At 56.4% G+C, this 25,420-nt stretch carries 24 protein-coding genes; 3 read left to right on the top strand and 21 right to left on the bottom strand.

Annotated features, from left to right (window positions below):
- Positions 1-8: 8 nt before the first annotated feature.
- The 12 genes from hflK to ndk form a co-directional block, all read right to left on the bottom strand.
- Positions 9-1,328, bottom strand: coding sequence for an FtsH protease activity modulator HflK (hflK, locus tag LNA76_RS02715; protein ID WP_094197051.1), 1,320 nt, complete (start codon positions 1,326-1,328; stop codon positions 9-11).
- Entirely contained in the window at positions 1,312-2,400 is a 1,089-nt protein-coding gene (hflX, locus tag LNA76_RS02710; RefSeq protein ID WP_094197052.1) for a GTPase HflX, read from the bottom strand. Before hflX ends, hflK begins: the two co-directional genes overlap by 17 nt.
- A gap of 78 nt (positions 2,401-2,478) precedes the next feature.
- Positions 2,479-2,715: an RNA chaperone Hfq gene (hfq, locus tag LNA76_RS02705; RefSeq protein ID WP_003799329.1), complete on the bottom strand. Its 237-nt coding sequence runs from the start codon at positions 2,713-2,715 to the stop codon at positions 2,479-2,481.
- Positions 2,716-2,831: 116 nt separating this feature from the next.
- Positions 2,832-3,914, bottom strand: coding sequence for a histidinol-phosphate transaminase (hisC, locus tag LNA76_RS02700; protein WP_108727647.1), 1,083 nt, complete (start codon positions 3,912-3,914; stop codon positions 2,832-2,834).
- Complete coding sequence (der, locus tag LNA76_RS02695) at positions 3,914-5,272, bottom strand: ribosome biogenesis GTPase Der (RefSeq protein WP_108727648.1); 1,359 nt, start codon at positions 5,270-5,272, stop codon at positions 3,914-3,916. Before der ends, hisC begins: the two co-directional genes overlap by 1 nt.
- Positions 5,269-6,447, bottom strand: a complete 1,179-nt coding sequence (gene bamB, locus LNA76_RS02690) for an outer membrane protein assembly factor BamB (protein WP_094197055.1) — start codon at positions 6,445-6,447, stop codon at positions 5,269-5,271. Before bamB ends, der begins: the two co-directional genes overlap by 4 nt.
- Before the next feature lie 3 nt (positions 6,448-6,450).
- Positions 6,451-7,086, bottom strand: coding sequence for a YfgM family protein (locus tag LNA76_RS02685; RefSeq protein WP_094197056.1), 636 nt, complete (start codon positions 7,084-7,086; stop codon positions 6,451-6,453).
- A gap of 2 nt (positions 7,087-7,088) precedes the next feature.
- Positions 7,089-8,372: a histidine--tRNA ligase gene (hisS, locus tag LNA76_RS02680; protein ID WP_094197057.1), complete on the bottom strand. Its 1,284-nt coding sequence runs from the start codon at positions 8,370-8,372 to the stop codon at positions 7,089-7,091.
- Positions 8,373-8,414: 42 nt separating this feature from the next.
- Positions 8,415-9,701, bottom strand: a complete 1,287-nt coding sequence (gene ispG, locus LNA76_RS02675; protein ID WP_230017841.1) for a flavodoxin-dependent (E)-4-hydroxy-3-methylbut-2-enyl-diphosphate synthase — start codon at positions 9,699-9,701, stop codon at positions 8,415-8,417.
- Positions 9,698-10,192 carry a helix-turn-helix domain-containing protein gene (locus tag LNA76_RS02670; RefSeq protein WP_094197059.1) on the bottom strand — a complete coding sequence of 165 codons (495 nt, stop codon included), beginning with the start codon at positions 10,190-10,192 and terminating at the stop codon, positions 9,698-9,700. The genes ispG and LNA76_RS02670 overlap by 4 nt, the downstream gene beginning before the upstream one ends.
- Entirely contained in the window at positions 10,189-11,337 is a 1,149-nt protein-coding gene (gene rlmN / locus LNA76_RS02665; RefSeq protein WP_094197060.1) for a 23S rRNA (adenine(2503)-C(2))-methyltransferase RlmN, read from the bottom strand. The genes LNA76_RS02670 and rlmN overlap by 4 nt, the downstream gene beginning before the upstream one ends.
- Positions 11,338-11,486: 149 nt before the next feature.
- Positions 11,487-11,912, bottom strand: a complete 426-nt coding sequence (ndk, locus tag LNA76_RS02660) for a nucleoside-diphosphate kinase (RefSeq protein WP_009455885.1) — start codon at positions 11,910-11,912, stop codon at positions 11,487-11,489.
- Between the two features lie 253 nt (positions 11,913-12,165).
- On the opposite strand from ndk, the gene LNA76_RS02655 reads away from it, so the two are divergent.
- Entirely contained in the window at positions 12,166-15,018 is a 2,853-nt protein-coding gene (locus tag LNA76_RS02655) for a valine--tRNA ligase (RefSeq protein ID WP_230017839.1), read from the top strand.
- Positions 15,019-15,167: 149 nt separating this feature from the next.
- Here LNA76_RS02655 and LNA76_RS02650 read toward each other — a convergent pair whose 3' ends face one another.
- The 8 genes from LNA76_RS02650 to LNA76_RS02615 all read right to left on the bottom strand — a co-directional run bounded on the left by LNA76_RS02650 (position 15,168) and on the right by LNA76_RS02615 (position 22,832).
- Positions 15,168-16,016 carry a class I SAM-dependent methyltransferase gene (locus LNA76_RS02650; protein ID WP_230017838.1) on the bottom strand — a complete coding sequence of 283 codons (849 nt, stop codon included), beginning with the start codon at positions 16,014-16,016 and terminating at the stop codon, positions 15,168-15,170.
- A 73-nt stretch (positions 16,017-16,089) separates the two neighbouring features.
- A complete protein-coding gene (gene trmD / locus LNA76_RS02645) occupies positions 16,090-16,851 on the bottom strand; it encodes a tRNA (guanosine(37)-N1)-methyltransferase TrmD (protein ID WP_108727653.1) in 762 nt (253 codons plus the stop codon).
- An 86-nt stretch (positions 16,852-16,937) separates the two neighbouring features.
- Positions 16,938-17,537, bottom strand: coding sequence for a ribosome maturation factor RimM (gene rimM, locus LNA76_RS02640; protein WP_094197064.1), 600 nt, complete (start codon positions 17,535-17,537; stop codon positions 16,938-16,940).
- A 32-nt stretch (positions 17,538-17,569) separates the two neighbouring features.
- Entirely contained in the window at positions 17,570-17,830 is a 261-nt protein-coding gene (rpsP, locus tag LNA76_RS02635) for a 30S ribosomal protein S16 (RefSeq protein ID WP_009455906.1), read from the bottom strand.
- 136 nt (positions 17,831-17,966) lie between these two features.
- Entirely contained in the window at positions 17,967-18,221 is a 255-nt protein-coding gene (locus tag LNA76_RS02630) for a sulfurtransferase TusA family protein (protein ID WP_108727654.1), read from the bottom strand.
- Positions 18,221-20,848, bottom strand: a complete 2,628-nt coding sequence (gene alaS, locus LNA76_RS02625) for an alanine--tRNA ligase (protein WP_230017837.1) — start codon at positions 20,846-20,848, stop codon at positions 18,221-18,223. Before alaS ends, LNA76_RS02630 begins: the two co-directional genes overlap by 1 nt.
- A 284-nt stretch (positions 20,849-21,132) precedes the next feature.
- A complete protein-coding gene (gene puuE, locus LNA76_RS02620) occupies positions 21,133-22,065 on the bottom strand; it encodes an allantoinase PuuE (protein ID WP_108727656.1) in 933 nt (310 codons plus the stop codon).
- Between the two features lie 11 nt (positions 22,066-22,076).
- Complete coding sequence (locus LNA76_RS02615; RefSeq protein WP_230017836.1) at positions 22,077-22,832, bottom strand: GntR family transcriptional regulator; 756 nt, start codon at positions 22,830-22,832, stop codon at positions 22,077-22,079.
- A 205-nt stretch (positions 22,833-23,037) separates the two neighbouring features.
- On the opposite strand from LNA76_RS02615, the gene uraH reads away from it, so the two are divergent.
- A complete protein-coding gene (gene uraH / locus LNA76_RS02610; RefSeq protein WP_108727658.1) occupies positions 23,038-23,391 on the top strand; it encodes a hydroxyisourate hydrolase in 354 nt (117 codons plus the stop codon).
- A gap of 58 nt (positions 23,392-23,449) precedes the next feature.
- Positions 23,450-24,682, top strand: coding sequence for a urate hydroxylase PuuD (locus LNA76_RS02605; protein WP_230017835.1), 1,233 nt, complete (start codon positions 23,450-23,452; stop codon positions 24,680-24,682).
- 245 nt (positions 24,683-24,927) lie between these two features.
- On the opposite strand, the gene LNA76_RS02600 is transcribed toward LNA76_RS02605, so the two are convergent.
- Positions 24,928-25,416 carry a hypothetical protein gene (locus LNA76_RS02600; RefSeq protein WP_230017834.1) on the bottom strand — a complete coding sequence of 163 codons (489 nt, stop codon included), beginning with the start codon at positions 25,414-25,416 and terminating at the stop codon, positions 24,928-24,930.
- Positions 25,417-25,420: the final 4 nt, after the last annotated feature.

The raw sequence follows: 25,420 nt of genomic DNA, 5'->3' as shown, positions 1-25,420 counted from the left end.
AAGCTCTCCTAGCGTGCGTATGGGGAATAAGGGCTGACCAGCGAACCCAGCGAAGTATCCAGGCCGGCTGAGTTAGCAGGTGCCGGCGCTTTGGGTACCGAAGCTGGTGCGGGCGAACGGCTTACCTGCCCTTGCACCGACGCAGAAACGACCGGGGCTGACGGCTCCATATCGGTACGGCTACCTACCTGACGCACGATCTTGTCCAAAGGCAAATAGAGCATGTTGTTATCGCTACGGGTATCAACCAGTACCTTGCTGGTGCTTTCCAGAATTTCCTGAATCGTGGACAGGTACAGACGATCCCGCGTTACACCCGGAGCCTTCACGTACTCGGCCTCAACGCTGCCAAAACGTGCGGTATCACCCTTGGCATCACCAATCACACGAGCCTTGTAACCCTCGGACTCCTGCATCATGCGAGCCACTTGACCAGCAGCTTCGGGCAATACCTTGTTGGCGTATGCCTGACCCTCATTGATCTGACGCTCGCGGTCCTGACCGGCCTTGACGGCATCATCAAAGGCCGCTTGAACCTGCTCGGGCGGCTGCACGTTCTGGATAGCCACGGTGCTGATCTGAATACCGGTACGGTAACGGTCCAGAATGGACTGAGCCAGTTGCTGCACGTCCGACGCAATCTGCGTACGGCCGGAATACAGAACGGTATCCATAGGCTGTTTGCCCACGACTTCACGCATGGCGGTTTCTGCCGCCTGACGTACCGATTCGTCCGGATTATTGGTGTTGAACAAATAGTCCGGTGCACCGGTAGGCAACAGGCGATACTGAACCACGTACTGCATATCAACGATATTCTCGTCGGTCGTCAGCATCAGGGACTCAGGCAGGACTTTGTTGCGCGCACTTCCGCGGTAACCCACCTCGAAGGTACGCAACTGGGAAATATTGACAGTTTGGTAATCTTCGATCGGAGCAGGCCAGCGCCATTGCAGACCGGGATTCAAGGTTTTGGTGTACTCGCCAAAACGAGTCACCACGGCAACCTGACCTTCTTGCACGATGGTAAAGCCACTGGCCATCCAAAGACCTACCGCCACCACGCCGCCGATAATCAGCAGCTTGGGGGAGCCTTTAGGCATGGAGGGGCCATTACCACTCCCCGGAGGCATGCCACCCGGAGGGGAACGACGTCCCTTTTTGCCAAATAGAGATCCCAAGCGACTATTGAAGTCACGCCACACCTCGTCGAGGTCAGGCGGGCCATCTTGTTTCTCGGGGCGGCGAGGTGGCTCGGAACCGTTTTTGCCACTGTCTCGTCCCCAACCGGGATCATTGAGATTGAATATTTTATTGTTCAGACGCATTGTTTTCCGCGAAATGACCTGATTCGACGATTGCTGCACGCAACCCGTCCAATCCGATGCGCTCTAAAGCGCTAACAAAGACTCGGGCAATAGTACCATGTTCGTCCCGCTCTACCCGTGGCTCATAGCCAGCCTGGTCAATTTTGTTGTAGACCAGAATACGAGGTATCTCATGGGCCCCGATGTCCTCCAGAACCTTATGAACTTCAGCGATTTGCTCATCGCGTTGAGGGTTGGCGGCATCGACCACATGCAGCAATAAATCCGCATGGACGGTCTCTTCCAAAGTGGCCCGGAAAGCCGCGATCAAGGTCGGCGGCAATTCCCGAATGAAGCCCACCGTATCCGAAATCACGACCTGCCCAGCCCCTTCAATCCAGATACGGCGCGTCGTGGTGTCCAAGGTAGCAAATAACTGGTCGGCCGCGTAGGCATCCGCCCGAGTCAAGGCATTGAACAAGGTGGATTTACCCGTGTTGGTATAGCCCACCAGTGACACCGACAACGTCCCGCTGCGAGTGCGGGCACGGCGCTGGGTACTGCGTTGACGCTGCACCTTGGCCAGACGTTCTCGCAAGGTACGGACTTTGTCGCCAATCATGCGGCGGTCCATTTCCAACTGTGATTCACCTGGACCACGCATCCCGATCCCGCCCTTTTGGCGTTCCAGGTGAGTCCACATCCGGGTCAATCGGGAAGTCAGGTGCTGCAACTGCGCCAGTTCGACCTGCAACTTACCTTCATGGCTTTGCGCCCGCAGGGCAAAAATATCCAGAATCAGAGCAACCCGGTCGACAACGCGCAATTCCAGCTTACGCTCCAGGTTACGCTGCTGTGCCGGGCTCAAGGCATGGTCAAAGAGCACCACTTCGGCCTCTGTCGCCTTGGCCAGCGCGACGGCCTCTTCCAGCTTGCCTGTACCAATGTAGTAAGCAGAATCTGGGCGGGAACGACGCACGACCAACTGTTCCACAATCTGGGCGCCAGCACCTTCGGCCAGCATGACGAACTCTTCCGCATGGGCTTTATAGTCCAGCTCGCCCATATCCACACTAATGACCAGTGCCTTCAACGCTTGCTCCAGAAATAAAGACCCGCCCGCGGGCTCCGCGAGACGGGTCTTTCAGAGTACAAAGAACTGGGTGAGGATTTATTCAGCCTGCTCATCCGCAGCCAAAGTAACAGGGCGTGCAGGAACGACGGTAGAGATCGCGTGCTTATACACCATTTGAGTGACGGTATTGCGCAGCAGTACGACATACTGATCGAAGGACTCGATCTGACCTTGCAGCTTGATGCCGTTGACCAGGTAGATCGACACAGGGATATGCTCCTTGCGCAGCGCGTTCAAAAACGGGTCTTGTAGAATTTGCCCTTTATTGCTCATTGGTGATGCTCCGGTTATGTTGTTTTTCCAGAAATGGAAGCGAATCCCACTACTTTACCGGGTTTTCCCTGAATTCGCACGTTCCAAACTGGAGATTTTTATCTAATAAGTGTATATCAGGCGCCTTGCCCTAAAATCTGCCGCAAACTGTTACACAGTCGGGCACACTGCTCGGGCGATCCTACCGTAATACGTAAATATTGCTCAATGCGTGGCTGACGGAAGTGACGAACCAAAATCCCCTGCTCGCGCAGGGCTTGCTGAATACCCGCTGCCGAATGCTTAGGGTGCGTTGCCAACAAAAAGTTCGCTTTCGAGGGTAAAACCTCAAAACCCAACTGCTCCAGATCGGCACGCAACTGTTCGCGAGCATCAATCACCGCCTGGCATTGACGGTCAAAATACTCCGTATCCTTCAAGGAAGCCACGGCGCCCACCTGGGCGATGGTGTCCATGGGGTAGGAGTTGAAACTGTCTTTCACCCGCTCCAGAGCCTGGATGATGTCGGCACTGGCCAGGGCATAACCAACACGCAGGCCTGCCAAGGCACGTGACTTGGACATAGTCTGGATCACAACCAGATTGTCATACTTTTCCAGCAGGCTGACCGAAGAGGTACCGCCGAAATCCACGTAAGCCTCATCCACAACAACCGTGGTATCCGGGTTGGCAGCCAGAATGGTTTCGATATCTTCCAGAGACAGCGGAATACCGGTAGGTGCATTGGGGTTGGCAAAGATAATGCCGGCGGGCGGCAGGCTGCGCTTGCGCACATAGTCCTGCACGTTCAGCGTGAAGTCCTCACGCAGGGGCACGATATCAGCGGGCACACCAAAGTACGAACAGTAAGTGGTGTAGAAGCTGTACGTGATATCGGGCAGCAGGACCGGACGCACACCACGCAGGAACAGGGCGCTGAACACATGGGCCAGCACTTCGTCCGAGCCATTGCCCAAAAAGACATTATTGGCTTTGACGCCATGGTTGTGCGCCACGGCGTCACGCAGCTCCTGCGCGCTGTAAGAGGGGTAAAGACGCAAATCGTCGGTCGCCGCCTGGCGGATCGCTTCCAATGCCTTAGGCGACGGACCGAAAGGATGCTCGTTTGTGTTCAGCTTCAAGAGGTTATCCAGCTTGACCTGCTCACCCGGTACATAGGGAGAAAGCCCTGCTACATGATCACTCCACAAACGGCTCATTACGCGTCCTTCAGATAAGGGTTTTTAGATGATTTGAACTCGATGCGCAAAGGCGTGCCTTCCAACTTGAAGGCCTCGCGAAAACGCGTCTCCAGATAACGGCGATAACTGTCCGAAATGGCATCCAGGGCGTTGCCGTGAATCACCACAATCGGCGGGTTCATGCCACCTTGGTGAGCATACCGCAACTTGGGACGGAAAATACCTTTGCGTGGCGGCTGTTGCTGTTCCACCGCTTCTTGCATGACACGCGTAAGTTTGGGAGTCGACAGCTTGGCGAACGCGGCGGCGTGTGCGGCATTGACCGACTTGAGCAAGGGATTGATGCCCTGCCCTTTCAGAGCCGACAAAGTATGCATCTTGGCAAAGCTCAAAAAACGCAGTTTGCGATCGAACTCACGCTTGATCCACTCGCGCTGGTACTCGTCCAGCCCATCCCACTTATTGATGCCGACAACCAGCGCACGGCCGGTCTCTACCACGAAGCCGGCAATGCTGGCGTCCTGGTCGGAAATTTCCGTGTGGGCATCAATCATCAGCAAGACCACATTACATGCCTCAATCGCCTGCAAGGTCTTGATAACAGAGAATTTCTCCACCGCCTCGAATACCTTGCCGCGTTTGCGCAAACCGGCCGTGTCGATCAGGGTGTATTCCACCCCGTTGCGCTCGAACTCGATTTCAATGGCATCACGCGTGGTACCGGGCTGGTCGAACGCAATCACGCGATCCTCACCTACCAAGGTGTTGATCAGGGTGGACTTGCCCACATTGGGGCGGCCCACAATCGCCAACTTGATACGATGCTGAAACTCCTCATCGTCCTGGCCCTCGCTATCAGAATCGGGGCTGGGCACCTGCTCCAGAGCCAGATTGATCAGCTCTTCCACGCCATCGCCGTGCGAAGCGGAAATCAGGTAAGGCTGGCCCAGACCCAGTTCGTGAAACTCTGCCCCACCGGCCTCATAACGCATGCCTTCGGCTTTATTCACGGCCAACAGCACTTTTTGACCCAGCTTGCGCAGCAACTGCGCAATTTCCAGATCCAGGGCATTGACACCTTCACGGGCATCGACCAAAAAGACAACGACATCGGCCTCGGCAATTGCTTGCTGAGTCTGGCGAGCCATCTCCAGCAACATGCCGGTTTTAGCGACAGGTTCAAAACCGCCCGTATCGACCACAATATAGGGACGTTCACCCACCCGGCCTTCGCCGTAATGACGGTCGCGGGTCAGGCCCGGGAAGTTCGCCACCAGAGCCGCGCGCGAGCGCGTCAAGCGGTTGAACAAAGTGGACTTGCCAACGTTGGCCCGACCGACCAAAGCCACTACGGGCTTAAAAGAAACGCTTTTCAATTGATTCCAACCAAGACCAAATTACCATTGCCGGTCTGGACCAGAACCCCGCGTGGGGTTCCGACCAAAGGCGACACAATGGCACCACCGCCGACACTGACCCGGCCCAACAAGGTGCCGTCCAGTCGCGATAGAAAGTGAACATAGCCTTCCATGTCACCGGCGGCAAGCGCCTGGGGCATGACGGCCAAAGGAGCCAGACTACGGTTACGCAACGCATTCTGCGTCCAGATCGTTTGCCCGTCAGTCATGGCAAACGCTTCAATCTGGCTGCGGCTATTGGCGGCATACAACATATGGTTGTCCGCTGCGATACCGGTACCGGCCGAAAATTCCCTATCCCACACCAAGCGCCCACCTTGGGAAACGTCAAAGCAGGCTACGCGCCCCTGATAGGTGGCGCCACACAACAAAGGATCGACGACCTGGGGAGCACCCACAACGTCATTAATGCGCTCCAGATCGGTTGCACCGCGAGAAACAGAGATACTACCTTCCCACACCAGATTTCCCTGAGCGGCGTCAATCGCCATCAGGCGACCATTGGGCATACCTGCCAGCAACAAACCGTCGATAATGCGCATCTGCATGCTGGTTTTCAATGACAAGGCCGGACCAGGACGCTGTAAGCTCCAACGCAAATCACCCGTACTGGCATCAAAGGCTTGCAAGCGGTAGTCACTAGTGCGCACGACAACCACACCAGCACCAACGGCAGGAGGCACATTCACGGCACTGCTGCTACGGCTGCGCCACAATTCCTTGCCCGAGTCGTCAAACGCAATCACGTTGCCATCCACTGAAGCCACGGCCGTCACTACGCCATCCGAACCTGCACCAGCCGTCAACTTCTTGCCGGCATTGGTCGACCACTGCACACGACCCGTATCCAGATCCACCTTGCTGACCTGACCCGAGACCGATGCAGCGTAGACCGAAGAGCCAGTCACTTGCGGTGCAAAGCCCGAATCTGCCCCGCTGCCAATAGAGGTGCTCCAGCTAATTTTGGCGGCCACACCGGGCGTGTATTCCGTCAAGGGAGTGGGCTCGAAACGTGGGTCCTTGCTGGAGAACATGGAGCAACCAGCCAAAGCGGTCAGACTCAAAGCCAGAGCACTCAGACGCAGGACACGCATGGCAGAGGATGAGGATGGGCGAATAGTAGAAAGAGACATGCGTTAAGCTCCTGCCAGGGCATCAAGTTTGATCTGGACCAACTGCGAAATAGGGTCTTGCTTGAGCAACTCCACGGCCTGTTTCCAGGCGTCGCGCGCTGCATCGTTCTGTCCTTGAGCGGCCAGAATATCGCCTTTGCGATCCGCAAACAGACCGGCAAAGCTGGCAGGAGGATTTGCCAGTTGAGCCAGCGCTTCGTCATAATTCTTTTGTTCCAGCAAGATACCGGCCAGACGCAGACGTGCCAGCGGGGTCAGCGCGGGGTCGTGGTTGGTTTTGACCATCCACTCCAGTTGCTCTCGAGCAGGCGTCAGATTGCCGCGTTGCTGCAAGGCCTGGGCAGCCAGCAGAACACCGCGAGAGGTGTAGCCAGATTTGGGAAAATCGTTACGCAAGGTCGTGCTGGCAGCCAGCACGCGGGCATCAGCCTCTTCGCCGGTCTGGGCAGCAGCACTTTCCAGCGCCTCAAAGTAACCCATGGCCTGACCTGCCTGATGGCCCTGGTACCACTGCCAACCGCGCCAGCCCGCTACCGCAGCCAACGCGGCAAACGCCAGCACAATGCACAAGGTGCCCCAGCGGTCCCACCATGCTCGCATGGCATCTAGTTTTTCCTGTTCTTCAAGATCGTAGGCCATGCTCAAATCCTTGCTGACAAAACACTGGCGAGTTCAGAAAAATCAACAGACTGTTGCTGCTCGGCGCCATCCGCAGCACGCAACCATTTCACACTGGCCTGTTCTTTTTGGAGTTCATCGTCACCCAAAATAACGGCGGCCTGCGCGCCACTGGCATCAGCCCGTTTGAACTGGGACTTGAAGCCACTGGAGCCTGCATGGACGATCACCTGCAAACCGGCATCACGCAATTGCTCGGCCAACAGTGAGGCCTTGCGCTGGGCAGCCTCGCCTTGGTGAACCATATAAACCTGACATTCAGGAATGGCTGGCTGCTCGCCATCTTGCGAGCACAGATCCAGCAAACGCTCCATGCCAATGGCGAAACCCACGGCAGGCGAAGGCTTGCCACCCATCAATTCGATCAGGCCATCATAACGGCCACCACCGCACACCGTACCTTGTGCACCCAGGCGATCCGTTACCCACTCGAACACAGTCAAGTTGTAGTAGTCCAGACCACGCACCAGGCGCGGGTTCAGTGTGTAGGCAATGCCGGCATCGTCCAGACGCTCGCACACGCCCTGAAAATGCGCACGGGACTCTTCACCCAGGAAGTCGAACAGGCGTGGAGCTGCATTGGCCATTTCCTGCATGGCCGGATTTTTGGTATCCAGCACGCGCAAGGGATTGGTATACATGCGGCGCTGGGCCTCTTCGTCCAGCACATCCTTGTGGGCTTCCAGGTGTTCGATCAAGGCCGCACGGTGGGCGGCACGCTCTTGCGCCTGCCCCAGGGAGTTCAGCTCCAGACGAATGTCCGTCAAACCCAGCTTCTTCCACAAACGGGCCAGCATGACGATCAGCTCGGCATCCACATCCGGCCCGGGCAGACCCAAGGCCTCCACATCAATCTGATGGAACTGACGGTAGCGGCCACGCTGCGGGCGCTCATGACGGAACACCGGCCCCATTGCATAAACACGATGAGGGCGATCGTACAAGAGATTATGTTCGATAGTGGCGCGCACCATGCCCGCCGTAAATTCGGGGCGCATGGTGAGCTTGTCGCCATTGAGCGAGTCGGTGAAGGAATACATTTCCTTCTCGACAATGTCGGTGACCTCGCCAATACCACGGGCAAACAACTGGGTATGTTCCAGCACGGGGGTACGCATATTGCGATAGCCATAGCTGGCCAACCAGTCCCGCACCAGAGCCTCCAGGGCTTCCCACTGTGCGCTTTCACCCGGTAAGGTGTCTTTCATGCCCGTCAGGGCGCGGAGCTTTTGAAACTGCTGCGTCATAATTCTAATGGTTTGCTCGCCATAGACTGACAAGCGTGTTGATCAAACCGTTGGAGCCTTGCCATAGCGGCGCTCAACGTAATTCTGGACAATGGTCTGAAATTCTTGAGCGATAGTATCACCCTTCAGGGTCACCACCCGCTCGCCATCCACATAGACGGGTGCCGAGGGCACTTCCCCGGTTCCCGGCAAGCTGATGCCGATATCGGCGTGGCGGCTTTCCCCTGGACCATTGACCACACAGCCCATCACCGCGACGTTCATGGTTTCCACGCCGGGATACAGATCTTTCCAGACGGGCATCTGGTCACGCAAATAGCCTTGAATATCGTTGGCCAGCTCCTGGAACACCGTACTGCTGGTGCGACCACAACCCGGACACGCCACCACCATAGGGGTGAAGGCACGCAAACCCATGGTCTGCAAAATTTCCTGAGCCACCACCACTTCACGGGCACGATCGCCACCGGGTTCGGGCGTCAGGGAAATACGAATGGTGTCACCAATGCCTTGCTGCAACAAGACGGACAAGGCGGCGGTGGAAGCCACAATACCCTTGCTGCCCATCCCCGCTTCGGTCAAACCCAGATGCAGGGCGTAATCGCAACGCGCGGACAAATCCTGATAAACCGTAATCAAATCCTGCACATGGCTGACCTTGCAAGACAGCACGATACGCTTGCCGTCCAGACCCAGCTCTTCGGCACGCTGGGCATTGCTGATGGCCGAAAACACCAGGGCATCACGCATGACAGCTTGCGCCGTCCAAGGGTGTGCGCGTTGATTGTTCTCGTCCATCATGCGGGCCATCAGCTCGTGATCCAGGCTGCCCCAGTTCACACCGATACGCACGGCCTTGTCGTAACGGCAGGCGATTTCAATCATCTTGGCAAAGTTATCGTCCCGACGCTTGCCTCCGCCCATATTGCCCGGATTGATCCGGTACTTGGACAAGGCTTGTGCGCATTCCGGAAAGTCGGCCAGCAGCTTGTGCCCGTTGTAATGAAAGTCCCCCACCAAGGGAACATTGACACCCATGCGGTCCAATTGCTCACGGATCGCCGGCACTTCTCGCGCAGCTTCCGGGGTATTGACGGTAATACGCACCAGCTCGGAACCCGCACGCGCCAACTCCTTGACCTGGATGGCCGTTGCAATGGCATCGACCGTATCCGTATTGGTCATGGACTGCACCACGACAGGAGCCGAGCCCCCCAGTTTCACGACATGATCGCCCCAGCGCACATCCACCGTGCGCGTCACCCGTTTGGGTTGAGCACCAACCGGCAAGGGCTGGCAAGCAGAGGGAGTTCCGGGACCCTGCGTCATTTCTTCAAATCCTTAAGCCAATCAAACACCAACCATTGATCAGGAACCCAGCCCCGATCAATGGCGTAAAAACCGGCTACCAACAACAAAACAATAATGATTAGAATCCAGATCCAGCCTGAACCACCGCGTGATTCGGCATATAGGCCCAAATCCGTACTGGCCAGCCCCGAACCGGAATGATCACGCGGTACGGGCTTGGGGGCTGCGGTATCACTGACCTGAGATTCCAGCATGACCAGCACTGCCGAGACATCAGTCTCGAGAAAGCGCGCATAATTGCGCACCATGCCACGCAAGGGCTGCCCCCCGGGCAACTGACTCCACTCCTGAGCCTCCAGAGCCTCCAGTTGCCGAACCGAAAACTTCAGGCGGGTGGAGGCTTCGTTCAGCGTACACGATTGCGCCAGACGCAACTCACGGAGTGTGGGACCCACACCTGAGCCCGCTTCCGGCGCCGATTGCTTGGTAGGATCCAGAGTCTCGCTCATGCACGTTCCTGTTTGATTTGAATGACGGCCCGATCAGGCAAACGCTGCTCGATACGGGTGCGATCACGAATATCACCCGCCAACTGCCCGCAAGCAGCCGCAATATCGTCGCCACGCGTCTTTCGTACGGTAGTGACCACTCCGCCATCCATCAGCCTTTGGGCAAACTGTTTGACCCGTGCGGCAGAGGAGCGCTTCAGACCGGACTGCGGAAAAGGATTAAAAGGGATCAGATTAAATTTGCAGCGCACAATGCGCGCGATATCCAGCAATTCCTGCGCATGTTGGTCGGTATCGTTGATGCCGTCCAACATGATGTATTCAAAGGTAATGAAGTCACGCGGGGCATGCTCCAGATAGCGATTACAGGCATCCAGAAGCTCGGCCAGCGGATACTTCTTGTTCAGCGGCACCAGACGGTCGCGCAACGCATCATTGGGCGCATGCAGCGACACAGCCAGAGCCACCGGGCAATCTTTGGCCAAACGATCCATCATGGGTACCACACCGGAGGTGGATACCGTCACGCGACGGCGCGACAGACCGTAGGCATTATCGTCCAGCATCAGGCGCAAGGCACCGAGCACCTGATCATAATTAAGCAAGGGCTCGCCCATGCCCATCATGACCACATTGCTGATGACGCGCGTACTGGTTTGTTCAGCTTCCCCGATGCGGGCCGTTTCAGGCGCACCCAGCAAAGCGCGGCGGGCAAACCAAAGCTGACCAATGATTTCAGAGCTTGTCAGGTTGCGGTTGAAACCCTGGTAACCCGTGGAACAAAATGGACAGGCCACGGTACAACCAGCCTGACTGGAAATGCACAGGGTGCCCCGATCATCCTCGGGAATGAAAACCGCTTCGACGGCGTTATTGCTGCCTACATCAAACAGCCATTTACGAGTGCCGTCGGTAGAAATGTGTTCGTGCGACATGCTGGGCGCGGTGACAACGCAATTGGCGCTCAGCTGCTCGCGGAACTCGCGCGCCAGATCTGTCATCTGCCCAAAATCGTCCTGTTGACGCTGGTGTATCCAGCGCTGCAATTGGCGCGCACGGAAAGGCTTGCCGCCCCATTGGGCAACCAGTTCAACAAGTTGCTCCGGGCCCAGGCCCAGAATATTGGTAGGTTCGAGCGATGACATAAAAATAATACCTTCACGCGGTCTGGCGACTCATTTTTTGCAGAAATGCAAAAAAGCCTCTTCTTGTAGGACTTACCCGGCACACCAGAGTTCCAGTGGGCCGGGCAAGTCTTGATCAGAGTGCCGCCGGTACTGCGCGGTTTAGCCAATTAACGGCTGTAAACGTTGCACTCTGGGAAGAAGAAAGCGATTTCGACAGCAGCAGTTTCAGGAGCGTCGGAACCGTGAACAGCGTTGGCGTCGATGCTCTCAGCGAAGTCAGCGCGGATGGTGCCAGCGTCAGCTTTCTTGGGGTCGGTAGCGCCCATCAATTCGCGGTTCTTGGCAATGGCGCCTTCACCTTCCAGAACTTGTACGAATACAGGACCGGAAACCATGAAGTCGACCAGATCCTTGAAGAAAGGACGCTCGGCGTGCACGCCGTAGAAGCGCTCGGCTTCGCCACGGGACAGGTGAACCAGGCGACCAGCGATCACTTTCAGGCCAGCGCCTTCAAAGCGGGAAATAATCTGACCGATCACGTTTTTAGCAACAGCGTCGGGCTTGATAATGGACAGAGTGCGTTCAATAGCCATGTGAAAATCCAAATAAGAACAATATAGTGTAGTCTTTGCTGCGTAAAGCAAAATGCAGATCCGACGGTTCGCGCTAAATTTTTTAATGAAAACAAGCACTTTCATCAGATTTACGGCAACCCGGCATTTTACCACGCCAAAGACGCACGGCCACATCTTAAAATAGTGCATCTTACATTCGTTTTTTACCCAGGATTAGTCCCGCCCTATCTGGCACCGAACGTGCCAAAAGGGGCAGGCAGACCGCATCACCATGACCAACTCATCCGCAACGACCTCCGACGAGCAATTATCCAAGAGCTTTGAACCCCAGGAAATCGAAACGCGCTGGTACGCGCGCTGGGAGCAAGCCGACCTTTTCAAGGGAGGCCAGCACGTCCAGCCCTTGGGTGATCATCAGTCCGAACCCTTTGTCATTCAGTCCCCACCACCGAACGTCACCGGGACTTTGCACATGGGCCACGCCTTTAACCAGACCATCATGGATGGCCTGACGCGCTACCACCGCATGAAAGGCGACGATACGGTCTACATTCCTGGCACCGACCACGCCGGGATTGCCACCCAGATCATTGTGGAGCGCCAGCTCGATGCCCAGAACATCAGCCGCCACGACCTGGGTCGCGAGAAATTCCTGGAAAAAGTCTGGGAGTGGAAAGAGAAATCCGGCAACACCATTACCAGCCAGTTTCGCCGCCTGGGCGCGTCCTGTGACTGGAGCCGCGAATACTTCACCATGGACGACAACCTGTCCCGTGGCGTGCTGGAAACCTTTGTCCGCCTGTACGAACAAGGTCTGATTTACCGTGGTAAGCGCCTGGTGAACTGGGACCCCGTACTGGGCACCGCCGTATCCGACCTGGAAGTGGTCAGCGAGGAAGAAGACGGTCATCTGTGGGAAATCCGCTACCCGCTGACTACACCCCAGGGTGATCTGACCCACCTGACGGTGGCCACCACCCGTCCGGAGACCATGCTGGGCGACGTTGCCCTGATGGTGCACCCTGAAGACGAGCGCTATATCGGCCTGATCGGCCAGACCGTTACCCTGCCCCTGGTCGGCCGCTCCATCCCGATCATTGCGGACGATTATGTAGACCCAGCCTTCGGCACCGGTGTCGTGAAGGTGACCCCTGCTCACGACTTCAATGACTATGCTGTTGGCCAACGCCACGGCCTGGAAATGATCAGCATCCTGACACTGGATGCCCACATTGCCGACACCGCTCCCGAAGCCTATCAAGGCCTGGAGCGCTTTGCCGCGCGCAAGCAAATCGTGGCCGACCTAGAAGCCCAGGGCCTGCTACAGGCCGTCAAGCCACACAAGCTGATGGTGCCACGTGGCGACCGCACCAATACAGTCATTGAACCCATGCTGACTGACCAGTGGTTTGTAGCCATGAGCAAGCCCGCTCCGGAAGATTCACTGCACCCCGGCAAGAGCATCACCCAGGTTGCCCTGGATGTGGTGGCCGATGGCCGTGTGCGCTTCTACCCCGACAACTGGTCCAACACCTATAACCAGTGGCTGAACAATATTCAGGATTGGTGCATTTCCCGTCAGTTGTGGTGGGGCCACCAAATTCCCGCCTGGTACGCCGAAGACGGTAGCCTGTTTGTCGCCCGTTCCGAAGAAGAAGCTCTGGAACAAGCCCGCGCCGCTGGCGTGACCGGCCCACTGCGCCGCGACGAAGACGTGCTGGATACCTGGTTCTCCTCCGCCCTGGTGCCCTTTACCGATCTGGGATGGCCTGAAGAAACTCCAGATCTGGCCCGTTACCTGCCCTCCAGCGTGCTGGTCACTGGTTTCGACATTATTTTCTTCTGGGTTGCCCGCATGGTCATGATGAGCATGCACCTGACCGGCCGCGTTCCATTCAACACCGTCTACGTTCACGGACTGGTGTGCGATATGGAAGGCAAGAAGATGAGCAAATCCAAGGGTAATACCATTGACCCTGTGGATTTGATCGACGGCATCGATCTGGAAAGCCTGATCCACAAACGCACGTTTGGCCTGATGAACCCCAAGCAGGCACAAAGCATTACCAAACGCACCAAGAAAGACTACCCCGACGGCATCCCCGCCTTCGGCACGGACGCACTGCGCTTTACCATGGCCGCCTACGCCACTCTGGGCCGCAATATCAACTTCGACATGAAGCGTTGCGAAGGCTACCGCAACTTCTGCAACAAGCTGTGGAACGCCACCCGCTTTGTGTTGATGAACACCGAAGGTCATGAGCTGCACACCGACGCACCCGCCGAACTGAGCTTTGCTGATCGCTGGATCATCAGCCTGTTGCAAGGCCTGGAACAGGACGCCGAGCGCGGTTTTGCCGACTACCGTTTCGACAACGTCGCCAATGCCATCTACCACTTTGTATGGGACGAGTACTGCGACTGGTACCTGGAGCTGGCCAAGACCCAGATCCAGAACGGCACGCCCGAGCAGCAACTGGGCACCCGCCGCACCCTGATCCGCGTACTGGAAGTGGTGCTGCGCGTAGCGCACCCTATCATCCCCTTCATCACGGAAGAACTGTGGCAGAAGGTCTCGGTGGTGGCTGGCAAACATGCCGCTGACGAAACCACCAGCATTTCGGTCCAGCCCTACCCCATTGCCAACCCCGCCGCGGTTGATGAGCAGGCCGTGGCCCAGGTTGCCGAACTGAAAGCCCAAGTGGACGCCATCCGTGCCCTGCGTGGCGAAATGAACATTTCGCCCGCTCAGCGCGTACCGCTGATTGCCCAAGGCAATGCCGAAACCCTAAAAGCCAACAGCCCGTATCTGGCTGCGCTGGGCAAGCTGGAAAGCGTGGAAATTGTCGATCAACTGCCTACCGATGCAGGCGCACCGGTACAAGTGATCGGCACCACGCAACTGATGCTGCACGTAGAGATTGACGTGGAAGCGGAGCGTATCCGCCTGTCCAAGGAAATTGAACGCCTGCAAGGCGAAATCAGCAAGGCCGAAGCCAAACTGGGCAACGCCAGTTTTGTGGAGCGTGCCCCAGCAGCCGTAGTGGAACAGGAACGACAGCGCGTCATTCAGTTTGGCGAAACCCTGGCTAAAGTCCAGCAGCAATTTGCTCGCCTGAACTAACGGCCTCCCAGCACAAAAAAACTGGCTGCAATAAACGACACCCCAAAGATTGGATGCCCATCCAACCTTTGGGGTGCTTTTATGACGAAGCAGGATAGATAGCCCAGATTGGCTGCATCATGGCACAACCGTGCCCAACAATGGCGTGCTCAGTCCCGACTTGCCTCAAGACCATACATCAAAGGGACGCCAGCCTGGCCTACGGGTGCATACATTCGCCGCCCCGGGCCCTCATGCATCTGCTTAAAACCCTTCCAGCCATTTGAATACGGATACTCTTCCAATTTTCGCAAACGCAAACCGGCTTCCAGCAAGACACCAATCAGTTTAGCCAAGCCCCAACTAAACTCCACACTGGGATGCGGGTTCTCAAACTCCTGCACACCTTCAGTTTTGCCTGAAAGCAGCAACCCTTCGCCTGATTCCGCTACGTAATCACCCACCCCTTCCGGGAACACCATGGGCTGGGTATTGAAATAATCGTATTTCAGCGCCCAGTGCTCATCAAAGCAAAGCGCAAAGGGGTGGAACTCCACCAGCACCAAACGCCCTCCAGGCCTCAAAACAGAAGCGACGCCCTGCGCCCACGCCCTTAAATCCGGCAACCAACACAAGACACCATAGCTACTGAATACAATATCGTATTGCAGCCCCTGACTGGCAGCCTTCCTTAACCACTGCACCACGTCTTCGCGATGAAACGCAGCCGGAATACCCGTATCTCGAGACAGAGCCGTCGCAAAGGAAATCGCTTCATCGGCGATATCAACCCCAGTCACTAGTGCCCCAAGCGTGGCCAAACTCAAACTATCCTGCCCGCAATTGCATTGCAAATGCAGCAGTGAGCGCCCCTTGAGTTCACCTAGCAGCTCCAGCTCCTCTGGAAACAAAGTAGAACCACCACGGCGAAAGAACTGAGCCTGATCCCCTTTATGACTATTATGGGCAAGTGTTGCCGCATTCCAGGACTGGCGATTTTGTTGCTCAACTTTACTCATAACCCCCTCATGGGCCACCCTAGGCAGCACACCATCAGATTACTTGCCCAATGTCATACCCACCCCAAGCCGCTTATGACACTCCCCCGTCATCAAGCGAGGCCAGGAAACGCTCATCTGCCTTGTTAAGCTCACCACGCTGACGGGCCTGTTCGATCAACTCCGGGCGCCGCAAGGCGGTCAAACGCAAAGACTGCTCACGCCTCCATGCCTGGATGCGACCATGATGACCGGACATCAAGACCTCAGGCACAGCCTGATCGCGATAAACCTCGGGACGCGTGTAATGAGGGCTGTCCAACAAGCCACTATTGTCGGCATGGAAAGAATCCTGACGAGCCGAATCGGCATCATTTAACACGCCGGGCAAGAGGCGGACCACGCTGTCGATAATCGCCAGCGACGCGATTTCACCGCCAGACAGCACAAAATCACCCAAAGAAAGCTCCTGGGTGACGCGTGCATCAATAAAGCGTTGATCTATCCCTTCGTAGCGACCACAAACCAGAACCGCGCCGGGGCCTTGAGCCAGCTCCTGAGCCACAGCCTGATTAAAGCGTCGCCCTGTAGGGCTAAGTAAAATCACTTCCGGCTTATCGCCACGGTCAGCCAGAGCCTGATCCAAAGCGTCGTTCAAGGGATCAGCCAGCATGACCATACCAGGACCACCTCCGTAAGGGCGGTCATCCACTGTGCGGTGCACATCGGTAGTGTAGTCGCGCGGATTCCAGGTCCGCATCTGCCAGATGCCCTGCTTGTGCGCACGGCCGGTGACACCAGCCTGGCTGACCACATCAAACATGTCCGGGAACAGGGTCAGGGCATCAAATCGCATGAGGACTCGGCAAGAGAAAAAGCAGATACGCGTTATAAACCCGGCCAGTCAAGCCAAAGCACTACAGGCGCACAGGATTGAAACGATCAGATCGCCCAGTGGCTGTGCAACTCGCGGGCGGACATATCCACCGTATGCACAATGGCTTGCACAAAGGGAACCAGCTCTTCTTGTGGCCTACCCTGTTCGTCCTTTTCAGGTGTAAAGACACCCTCGGCATCCCAGGAGCCACGATGCACGACCAAAATGGAATGCGCGCCGTTATCCAGCACCTCTACCACTTCGCCTAAGCTTTCAGCTTGGCCGTCCTGCTCGCCAAAAAAGCGGCAGCCGATCAGATCGACCCAATAAAATTCGTCTTCGTCCGCTTTGGGAAAAGCGGCACGGGATACCCAAACGGTATGCCCCTTAAGAGCTTGAGCCAGCTCTCGATTATCCAGACCTTCAAACTGCGCCACGATGGTTGCCCCATGTTGCTTTGCGGTTTGCACTTGTCTGGGTGACGCAGACGCAAAAACGCCCGCCTGAGATTCAGGCCGGGGCGTTTTTAACCACCACGTTTTTACATTCAGCAGCGCTTTGGTTTGCATGGAGTGCGGCTGGATTTTGACCCAACCACGTACGCCATAAGCGGAAACAATGCGTCCAAGCTCAACAAGGTCAGCAGGAATCGCTGGTTGCTTCACACTAACACCACTAAAAAAACAGGTGAATCAACTTAGGCAGCCGAAGCAACCTTAGCCGAGTATTCTTTCAACAGGCGAGCCACAGCAGGCGAAACCTGAGCACCGTTGTCGGTGAAGTGCTTAACGCGGTCCATTTGCAGACGCAGGTTTTCATGACCTTCGCCAGCAACGGGGTTGTAAAAACCCAGACGTTCGATGAAGCGACCATCACGGCGTTGGCTCGCCTCGGCGGCTACTACGTTGTAAAAAGGACGCTTTTTGGAGCCACCACGGGCCAAGCGAATTACCACCATTGATAATCCCTTTATTGTGTAAGGTAAACAAAAAATTCTAGCACTATTCTGGCACGTATGCCAAAAGTAACACGCTAAGATAGCAGATTCAGTGCTAGATACGCAACAGACAAAACAGTATTCTACCGCCGTCAGCTTACCGACGGCGTAAAAAATGCAGAGTTTTTTCAGCTTGCTGGTCTTGAGCCAACAGTTCATTGCCAGTTTGGCGACAAAAAGCCTGAAAATCTTGAATAGCGTGCTGATCGGTTGTAATGACCTGCAACACTTGCCCAGACTCCAACTGCGCCAAGGCTTTCTTGGCACGCAAGATAGGCAAGGGGCATTTCAGCCCGCTTGCATCCACCTGCAGATCGCTATTGGGCAAAGCGCCGGTCTCGAACATCGTCATTACGCACCTAACTTGCTTTGTACCCAGGCCTGCACCGAGGCATTGGCCTGAGGCAGGACGCTGGCATCGGTACCGCCGCCCATGGCCATATCAGGACGACCACCACCCTTGCCGCCCATTTGCGAGGCCACAAAACCCACCAGATCACCGGCCTTGACCTTGGCGGTCAGGTCAGGTGTCACGCCCGCCACCAGACTGACCTTGCCGTCGGCCACGATGGACAGCAAAATCACGGCAGACTGCAGCTTGTTCTTCAACTGATCGGCCATTTCGCGCAGGGCTTTGGCTTCCACGCCTTGCAGCGTGGCCACCAGCAGACGACTGCTGTCATTCAAGGGTACGGCTTGGGCCAACAAGTCCTGGCCGGCCGAAGCCGCCAGCTTGGATTGCATTTGTTCGCGCTCGCGCTCCAGATCCTTGATCTGAGCTTGCAAGGCACTGATACGGGCAACCAAACCTTCTGGTTGGGTACGCAGGCTGGCAGAGGCATCGTTCAGCAGACGTTCCTGGGCTTGCACCCAGTGCAGGCTGTTGGTGCCGGTGATGGCCTCAACACGGCGCACACCAGCGGCTACGCCACCTTCCGAGACAATCTTGAACAAGCCGATATCGCCCGTACGCTGAACGTGCGTACCACCGCACAGCTCGCGCGAGAAACCAATATCCAGTACACGCACTTCGTCGCCGTACTTTTCACCAAACAAAGCCATGGCACCGCCGCTGACGGCGTCGTCAAAGGACATCAGCTGGGCTTGCACGGCCTGGTTAGCCAGAACCTGCTCGTTCACAATGGCTTCGACCTGAGCGATTTGCTCGGCCGTCATGGCGGCATCGTGAGCAAAGTCAAAACGGGTCTTGTCAGCGTCTACCAGGGAGCCACGTTGTTGAACGTGGCCACCCAGCACCTGACGCAAGGCCTTGTGCATCAAGTGCGTGGCCGAGTGGTTACGGATCACACGCTCACGACGCTCGGTATCCACCTGGGCTTGAACAGTCTGGCCCACGGTCAGCGTGCCAGCGTTCAGAACACCTTGATGACCGAACACCTGATTGGAAATCTTTTGGGTATCCTGCACCTCAAAGGACAAGCCCTCGGCATCGCTCAGGATACCGGCATCCCCTACCTGACCACCGGACTCGGCGTAGAAAGGAGTGGCATCCAGAACCACTACCGCTTGCTGACCTTGGGTCACGGATTGCACAGAGGTGCCATCCACATACAAGGCGGTAACCGTGCCGCTACCTTCCAGGGTGGTGTAACCATCAAAACGGGTCTGCACACCGGAGTAGCTCAGGCCTTCGGCGGTTTTGAATTTGCCCGAAGCGCGTGCCATCTGACGCTGGTTTTCCATGGCGACTTCAAAACCGTCCAGATCGACCTCGATGCCACGCTCGCGGCAGATGTCGGCGGTCAAATCCACAGGGAAACCGTAGGTGTCGTACAAGGTGAACAGCGTCTGGCCGTCCAGCTTGGCATTCTCTGGCAGGTTGGCCAAAGCGCCTTCCAGAATACGCATGCCGTTTTCCAGCGTTTCGCTGAAACGCTCTTCTTCCTGGCGCAGCACTTGTTCGATACGCTCGCGCTGGCTAATCAGCTCGGGGTAGGCTTCGCCCATGGTCTGGCCCAAGTCTTGCACCAAACGGTAGAAGAACAAGCCCTTCTGACCCAGCTTGTGGCCGTGACGCAGGGCACGGCGAATAATACGGCGCAGCACATAGCCACGGCCTTCATTGCTGGGGATGACCCCATCAATGATCAAGAAGCTACAAGCACGGATGTGGTCCGCAATTACCTTGAGCGAGTTATTGCTCAAGTCGCTGGTCTTGGTTTCGCGCGCGGCGGCTTGAATCAAGGATTGGAACAGATCAATTTCGTAGTTGGAGTGCACGTGCTGCAGCACAGCCGAAATACGCTCCAGCCCCATCCCTGTATCCACACAAGGCTTGGGCAGCGGTGTCATGGTGCCGTCGGCGGAACGCTCGAACTGCATGAACACCAGGTTCCATACTTCGATGTAGCGGTCGCCGTCCTCTTCAGGCGATCCGGGAGGGCCTCCCCAGACGTCGGCGCCGTGGTCGTAGAAAATTTCCGAACAAGGTCCACAGGGGCCGGTATCGGCCATCTGCCAGAAGTTGTCCGAGTTGTAACGCACGCCGCCCTTGTCGCCGATGCGGATGATGCGCTCTTTGGGCACACCAATTTCCGAGGCCCAGATATCGTAGGCCTCATCGTCTTCCTGGTAGACGGTGACCCAGAGTTTTTCTGCAGGCAGTTGGTAAACCGTCGTCAGCAGTTCCCAGGCATAGCGAATAGCGTCTTGCTTGAAGTAATCGCCAAAGCTGAAGTTGCCCAGCATTTCAAAAAAGGTGTGGTGGCGGGCGGTGTAGCCCACGTTTTCCAGGTCATTGTGTTTACCACCGGCACGAACACAGCGCTGAGAACTGGTCGCACGCTTGTAGGGGCGGGTCTCTTTACCCGTGAACACGTCTTTGAACTGCACCATCCCTGCATTCGTGAACAGCAAGGTAGGGTCATTCCCTGGAACCAAGGAAGCCGAGGAAACGATGTGGTGTCCCTTGGATTCAAAAAAAGAAAGAAACTTCTGACGAATTTCTGAGGTTTTCATTACATGCAACGCGATGGAAAATTTAACTGCCTATTATAAGACGATCAGCCTTGCAGCCCATGCGCGCGCTGCGCTGGCACAACACCTGCCGCCCCGGCATAGCAGTGAGAAGCCCGGACGCCACACTCCCTTTACGAGCGGCTGCGTAAGCGTCAGATAGTACTGTTTTCAGCGGGCAGAAACAACAATTCCGACCCTGGCGAGTCGGAATGTGAATGCACCCTGCTCAGATTCAGGATGTTGTCTTGATGGGCCAGGAGGCATGAACCCTGGCCCTGCCCCGATCAGGCCTTGGGCTGATAGGGATGATGCTCGGCCCAGTGGCGAGCAATGTCCACACGACGGCACACCCAGACACGCTCATGCGATTGCACGTAATCCAGGAAACGCTGCAAGGCGCGGAAACGGCCAGGACGGCCGATCAGACGGCAATGCAAACCGATGGACAGCATCTTGGGAGCCTCTTCACCTTCCTCGTAAAGCACATCAAACGCGTCTTTCAGGTAGGAGAAGAAATGATCGCCAGTGTTAAAGCCCTGAGGAGCCGCAAAGCGCATATCATTGCTGTCCAGGGTGTAAGGCACGATCAACTGAGGCTTGACAGTATTGTCGCTGAGCTGAACCTCGGCCCAGAAAGGCAAATCGTCACCGTAGTAGTCGGAGCTATACAGGAACTGGCCCTCTTCAGCCACCAGACGCAATGTATTTGGGCTATCGCGGCCGGTGTACCAGCCTTCGGGATGGTGGCCCAGCAAGTCCGTCAGCACTTTCACGCACTGGCGCATATGCTCGCGCTCGACTTCTTCGGACACGTTCTGGTAGTGAATCCAGCGGTAGCCATGGCAAGCGATCTCATGACCCAGGCGCACGAATTCCTGAGCCAGCTCGGGATGACGCTCCAGCGCCATGCCCACCCCAAACACGGTCATGGGCAGGCCACGCTTTTCAAACTCGTTCAGAATCCGCCAGACACCAGCACGCGAGCCGTATTCGTAAATGGACTCCATGGATAAGTGACGGTCCGGGTAAGCGGCTGCACCAATAATTTCAGACAAAAACTGCTCAGAGCCCGGGTCACCGTGCAGGACGCAATTCTCGCCGCCTTCTTCATAGTTCAAGACAAACTGCACCGCAATGCGCGCCCGATCAGGCCATTGTGCATGGGGCACGTTTTTACCGTAACCGACCAGGTCACGAGGGTACTTGCTCAAGGACATACCGTCTCCGTTTAGCGTTTTACGCTGAGGGCCAGCCAAGGATCGGCAGCATTGCCATCACCCGCTTCGCTCATGCGATGTTCACAATCACTTAAGTGATGATGCATAGCCAGATGCGCGCCTTCGGCATCGCCCTGACTAAGCTTGTCCAAAATCTCTTTGTGCTCGTAAAACGAACACGCCTGTTCGCCCGGTGTATCGTGATACGCAATGATGAGCGTGGTGCGGGCGCACAAGGTGTGCATCAACTCGGTCAGTTCATCATTGCCAGCGCAGCGCGCCAGCATCACATGAAACGCATTGGACAGGCGCAACCAGCTGATGCGGTCGCCATTTTCAAAAGCGTGCTGTTCACGTTCCACCATTTCATACAGGCCAGCCAAACGCTCCGGCAGATCCGGGTAGCTGATCAGTTTTTGCAGAATCAAGGCTTCCAGATCACGCCGCAGTTCAAACACGTCCCGTGTTTGCTTGGCCGTCGGCTTCCAGACAAAAGCACCCCGATTGGGTTCAATGACCACAATCTTGTCGTGTTCGAGGGCAGCCAGCGCCGCACGAACGGTCGCCCGCGAACACTCGAAAATCGTGCATAGCGTGGCTTCCGTCAGTTTGGTTCCAGGCAAAAGACGGCGGTCAACGACCGCATCAAAGATCTGGCTATAAACACGCCCGACCTCGCTATCTGCCATGCCTCCCTCTAGCAGCGAGGAGGCGCTGGGCGCTTGGGATTCACTGCTCATCCCCTCTTGCCGCCGTATCTGAAGCATAGAATTTCTCGTTATTGACTATTGACAATTATTCGGTACCCCGACAAAATCGTCAACATAAATTGTCGACAATCTGATTCCTCAAACAGAGCGACAGTTTCGGGGCCTCAACCCAGCGCACTGATCCTTGCACCGTTGGCCCCCGGCCGGTTCTCAAAACTGGGCTCGCTGGACCTTTTTTGATCACCATAAACCGGAGACATTTATGGGAAAGCTATCAACCCATGTCCTTGACACGACTCAAGGACGCCCAGCCAGCGGCGTGCGCGTCGATCTTTATTCCATCGAAAACGATCAACGTACTCTGATCAAAACCACTCACACCAATAGCGACGGTCGCTGTGATGAGCCCCTGCTGCAAGGCGAGGCCATGCACACGGGCGTTTTTGAACTGGTGTTTCATGCAGGTGACTACTTTGCCGCCAGCGGTGTGACTCTGCCCGAGCCACGCTTTGTGAATCAGGTCGGCATTCGCTTTGGTATCGCTGATGCCAATGCCAATTACCACGTACCTCTGGTCGTGACCCCCTGGTCCTGGTCCACCTATCGCGGCAGCTGATCGCGTATCCAAGTCGACTTTTCGCTTCTATACGAAACCACTCTGATACGAGATCTTTATGTACGCTTACCTACTTGAGTACGGCAACCTGCTGCTGCGCTGGTTGCACGTAATTGCGGCCGTCGCCTGGATCGGCGAGTCCATCTACTTTGTGATGCTGGACAACGGCCTGAAACCGCCTAAAGGCGAAGAAAGCAAGAAACGCGGCGTGTTTGGCGAGATGTGGGCTGTCCACGGCGGCGGCTTCTATCACAACCAGAAATACCTGACCAACCCGGCTGAGCTGCCCGATGACCTGCACTGGTCTTTCTGGAAGTCCTACACCACCTGGTTGTCCGGTTTCTTCCTGTTCGCCCTGCTCTACCTGACCAAGCCCGAGTTCTATCTGGTCAACCCCAACAGCCCCTGGGAATGGGCGGCTCAAATGACCGGCACCCAAGCCAACGTCATGGCTATTGCCTTCCTGGTACTGGGCTGGGTGGTCTATAACGGCCTGTGCCGCTTGATCAGCCCCAACATGAACCGCGACGGTCTGCTGAGCGTGGCCGTGGCCATCATGATGGTGGTCGTGGCTTACCTGAGCGCGCACATCTTCTCGGGTCGTGCTGCTTTCTTGCTGACTGGCGCTGTCATGGCCACCAGCATGTCGGCCAACGTGTTCTTCTGGATCATTCCCGGCCAACGCCGCATGGTCAAGGCACTGAAAGCCGGTCAAGCCCCCAACCCTCTGGATGGCAAGCGCGGCAAACAGCGTTCGGTACACAATACCTACTTCACGCTGCCCGTTCTGCTGCTGATGCTGAGCAACCACTACTCGTTCACGTATAACAACCCCAATGCGTGGATCATCATGGTGCTGTTCATCTTTGCCGGCGCCCTGATCCGTCAATACTTCGTGCTGATGCACGCTGGCATCAAAAAGCCTGCCTACCCGGCTGCCGGTGTTGTGCTGCTGCTGATCGTGGGTTACCTCGCGGCACCTGCCAGCCTGAAAGGTGACGTTGCCAGTGCTCCCGCAGCCGCTAACGGCGCAGAAACCGTCAACGTTGCACGCATCCAGGAAATCATGGATGCCCGATGTGTTCAGTGCCACGCGGCCAAACCCAATGCCGACTTCGGCTTTACGGCTGCCCCTGCCGGCATGTTGCTCGATACCATCGACAACACGGTGCTGCACGCCGAACAGGTGAAAACCGTGGTGCACTCCAAGTACATGCCCCTGGGCAACATGACGCAAATGACCGACGAAGAGCGTGCTGCCATTGCCGCTTGGAGCGGTACCCGCGACTAATGCAGAACAAGGCTCAAGCCTGACCGAGCGACAAGCTCCGTGGTCACTTTCAACCCCGATCTGATGAAAATCACGTCGGGGTTTTTTCTTTCTCAAGGACTGTGGGGAGACGCGCCAGATTTGCGACTTGACGGGCTCCTGACCTTGGGGAGTCAATGACATACAGGCTCAAGGATATACGGGCTGGCAAACTGAATCATGGTGACTTTGAAAGCCCGAGTTTGGCTAGACGCATCCCCCCGGCCTCAGGAAGGCAAACAGAGTTTTATGGATTGAACTTCCGGCTGCGACTGCTGAGCCTGATCCGAGGCGGTTGACAGATTCAAAACCTGAGCCTGTCCCCGACTGTGGCTTTGGCTTTGGCTTTGGCTTTGGCTTTGGCTTTGGCTTTCAGCATGTTCCCGGGGCAGCCCTATTTCAAGCTCAATACAGCGACTATCTAAAGACAAGAGGCGCATTTGCCTATCTCGCTCGCGCCCTATCGGCCATAACTGTCCTTGCTGAAACAGGAGCAGGCGCTGCCCATGCTGCACCTCAGCCAGCAAGCGCGTATCCCGCCCATAGACAGCTTTCAGTTTTAATCCAGGAATAGCTTTGCTCGATCTGCTCTTGTCCACGTCCGGTTGAGCCAAACCCGCCCCCTCCTGCCCCTCTAATGGCCTGGAACATGAGACCATGTTCTTTCGCGCCTGCTCGGCCTCCAGCAGCAACATATCGCGCACGACCGAAACCATGGCT

Origin of the sequence: Alcaligenes sp. MMA, assembly GCF_020907215.1 — a bacterium.
Classification (GTDB): Bacteria; Pseudomonadota; Gammaproteobacteria; order Burkholderiales; family Burkholderiaceae_B; genus Alcaligenes; species Alcaligenes aquatilis.
Note: the sequence above shows the minus strand (reverse complement) of the source record. Positions and strands in the feature narration are given on the sequence as shown.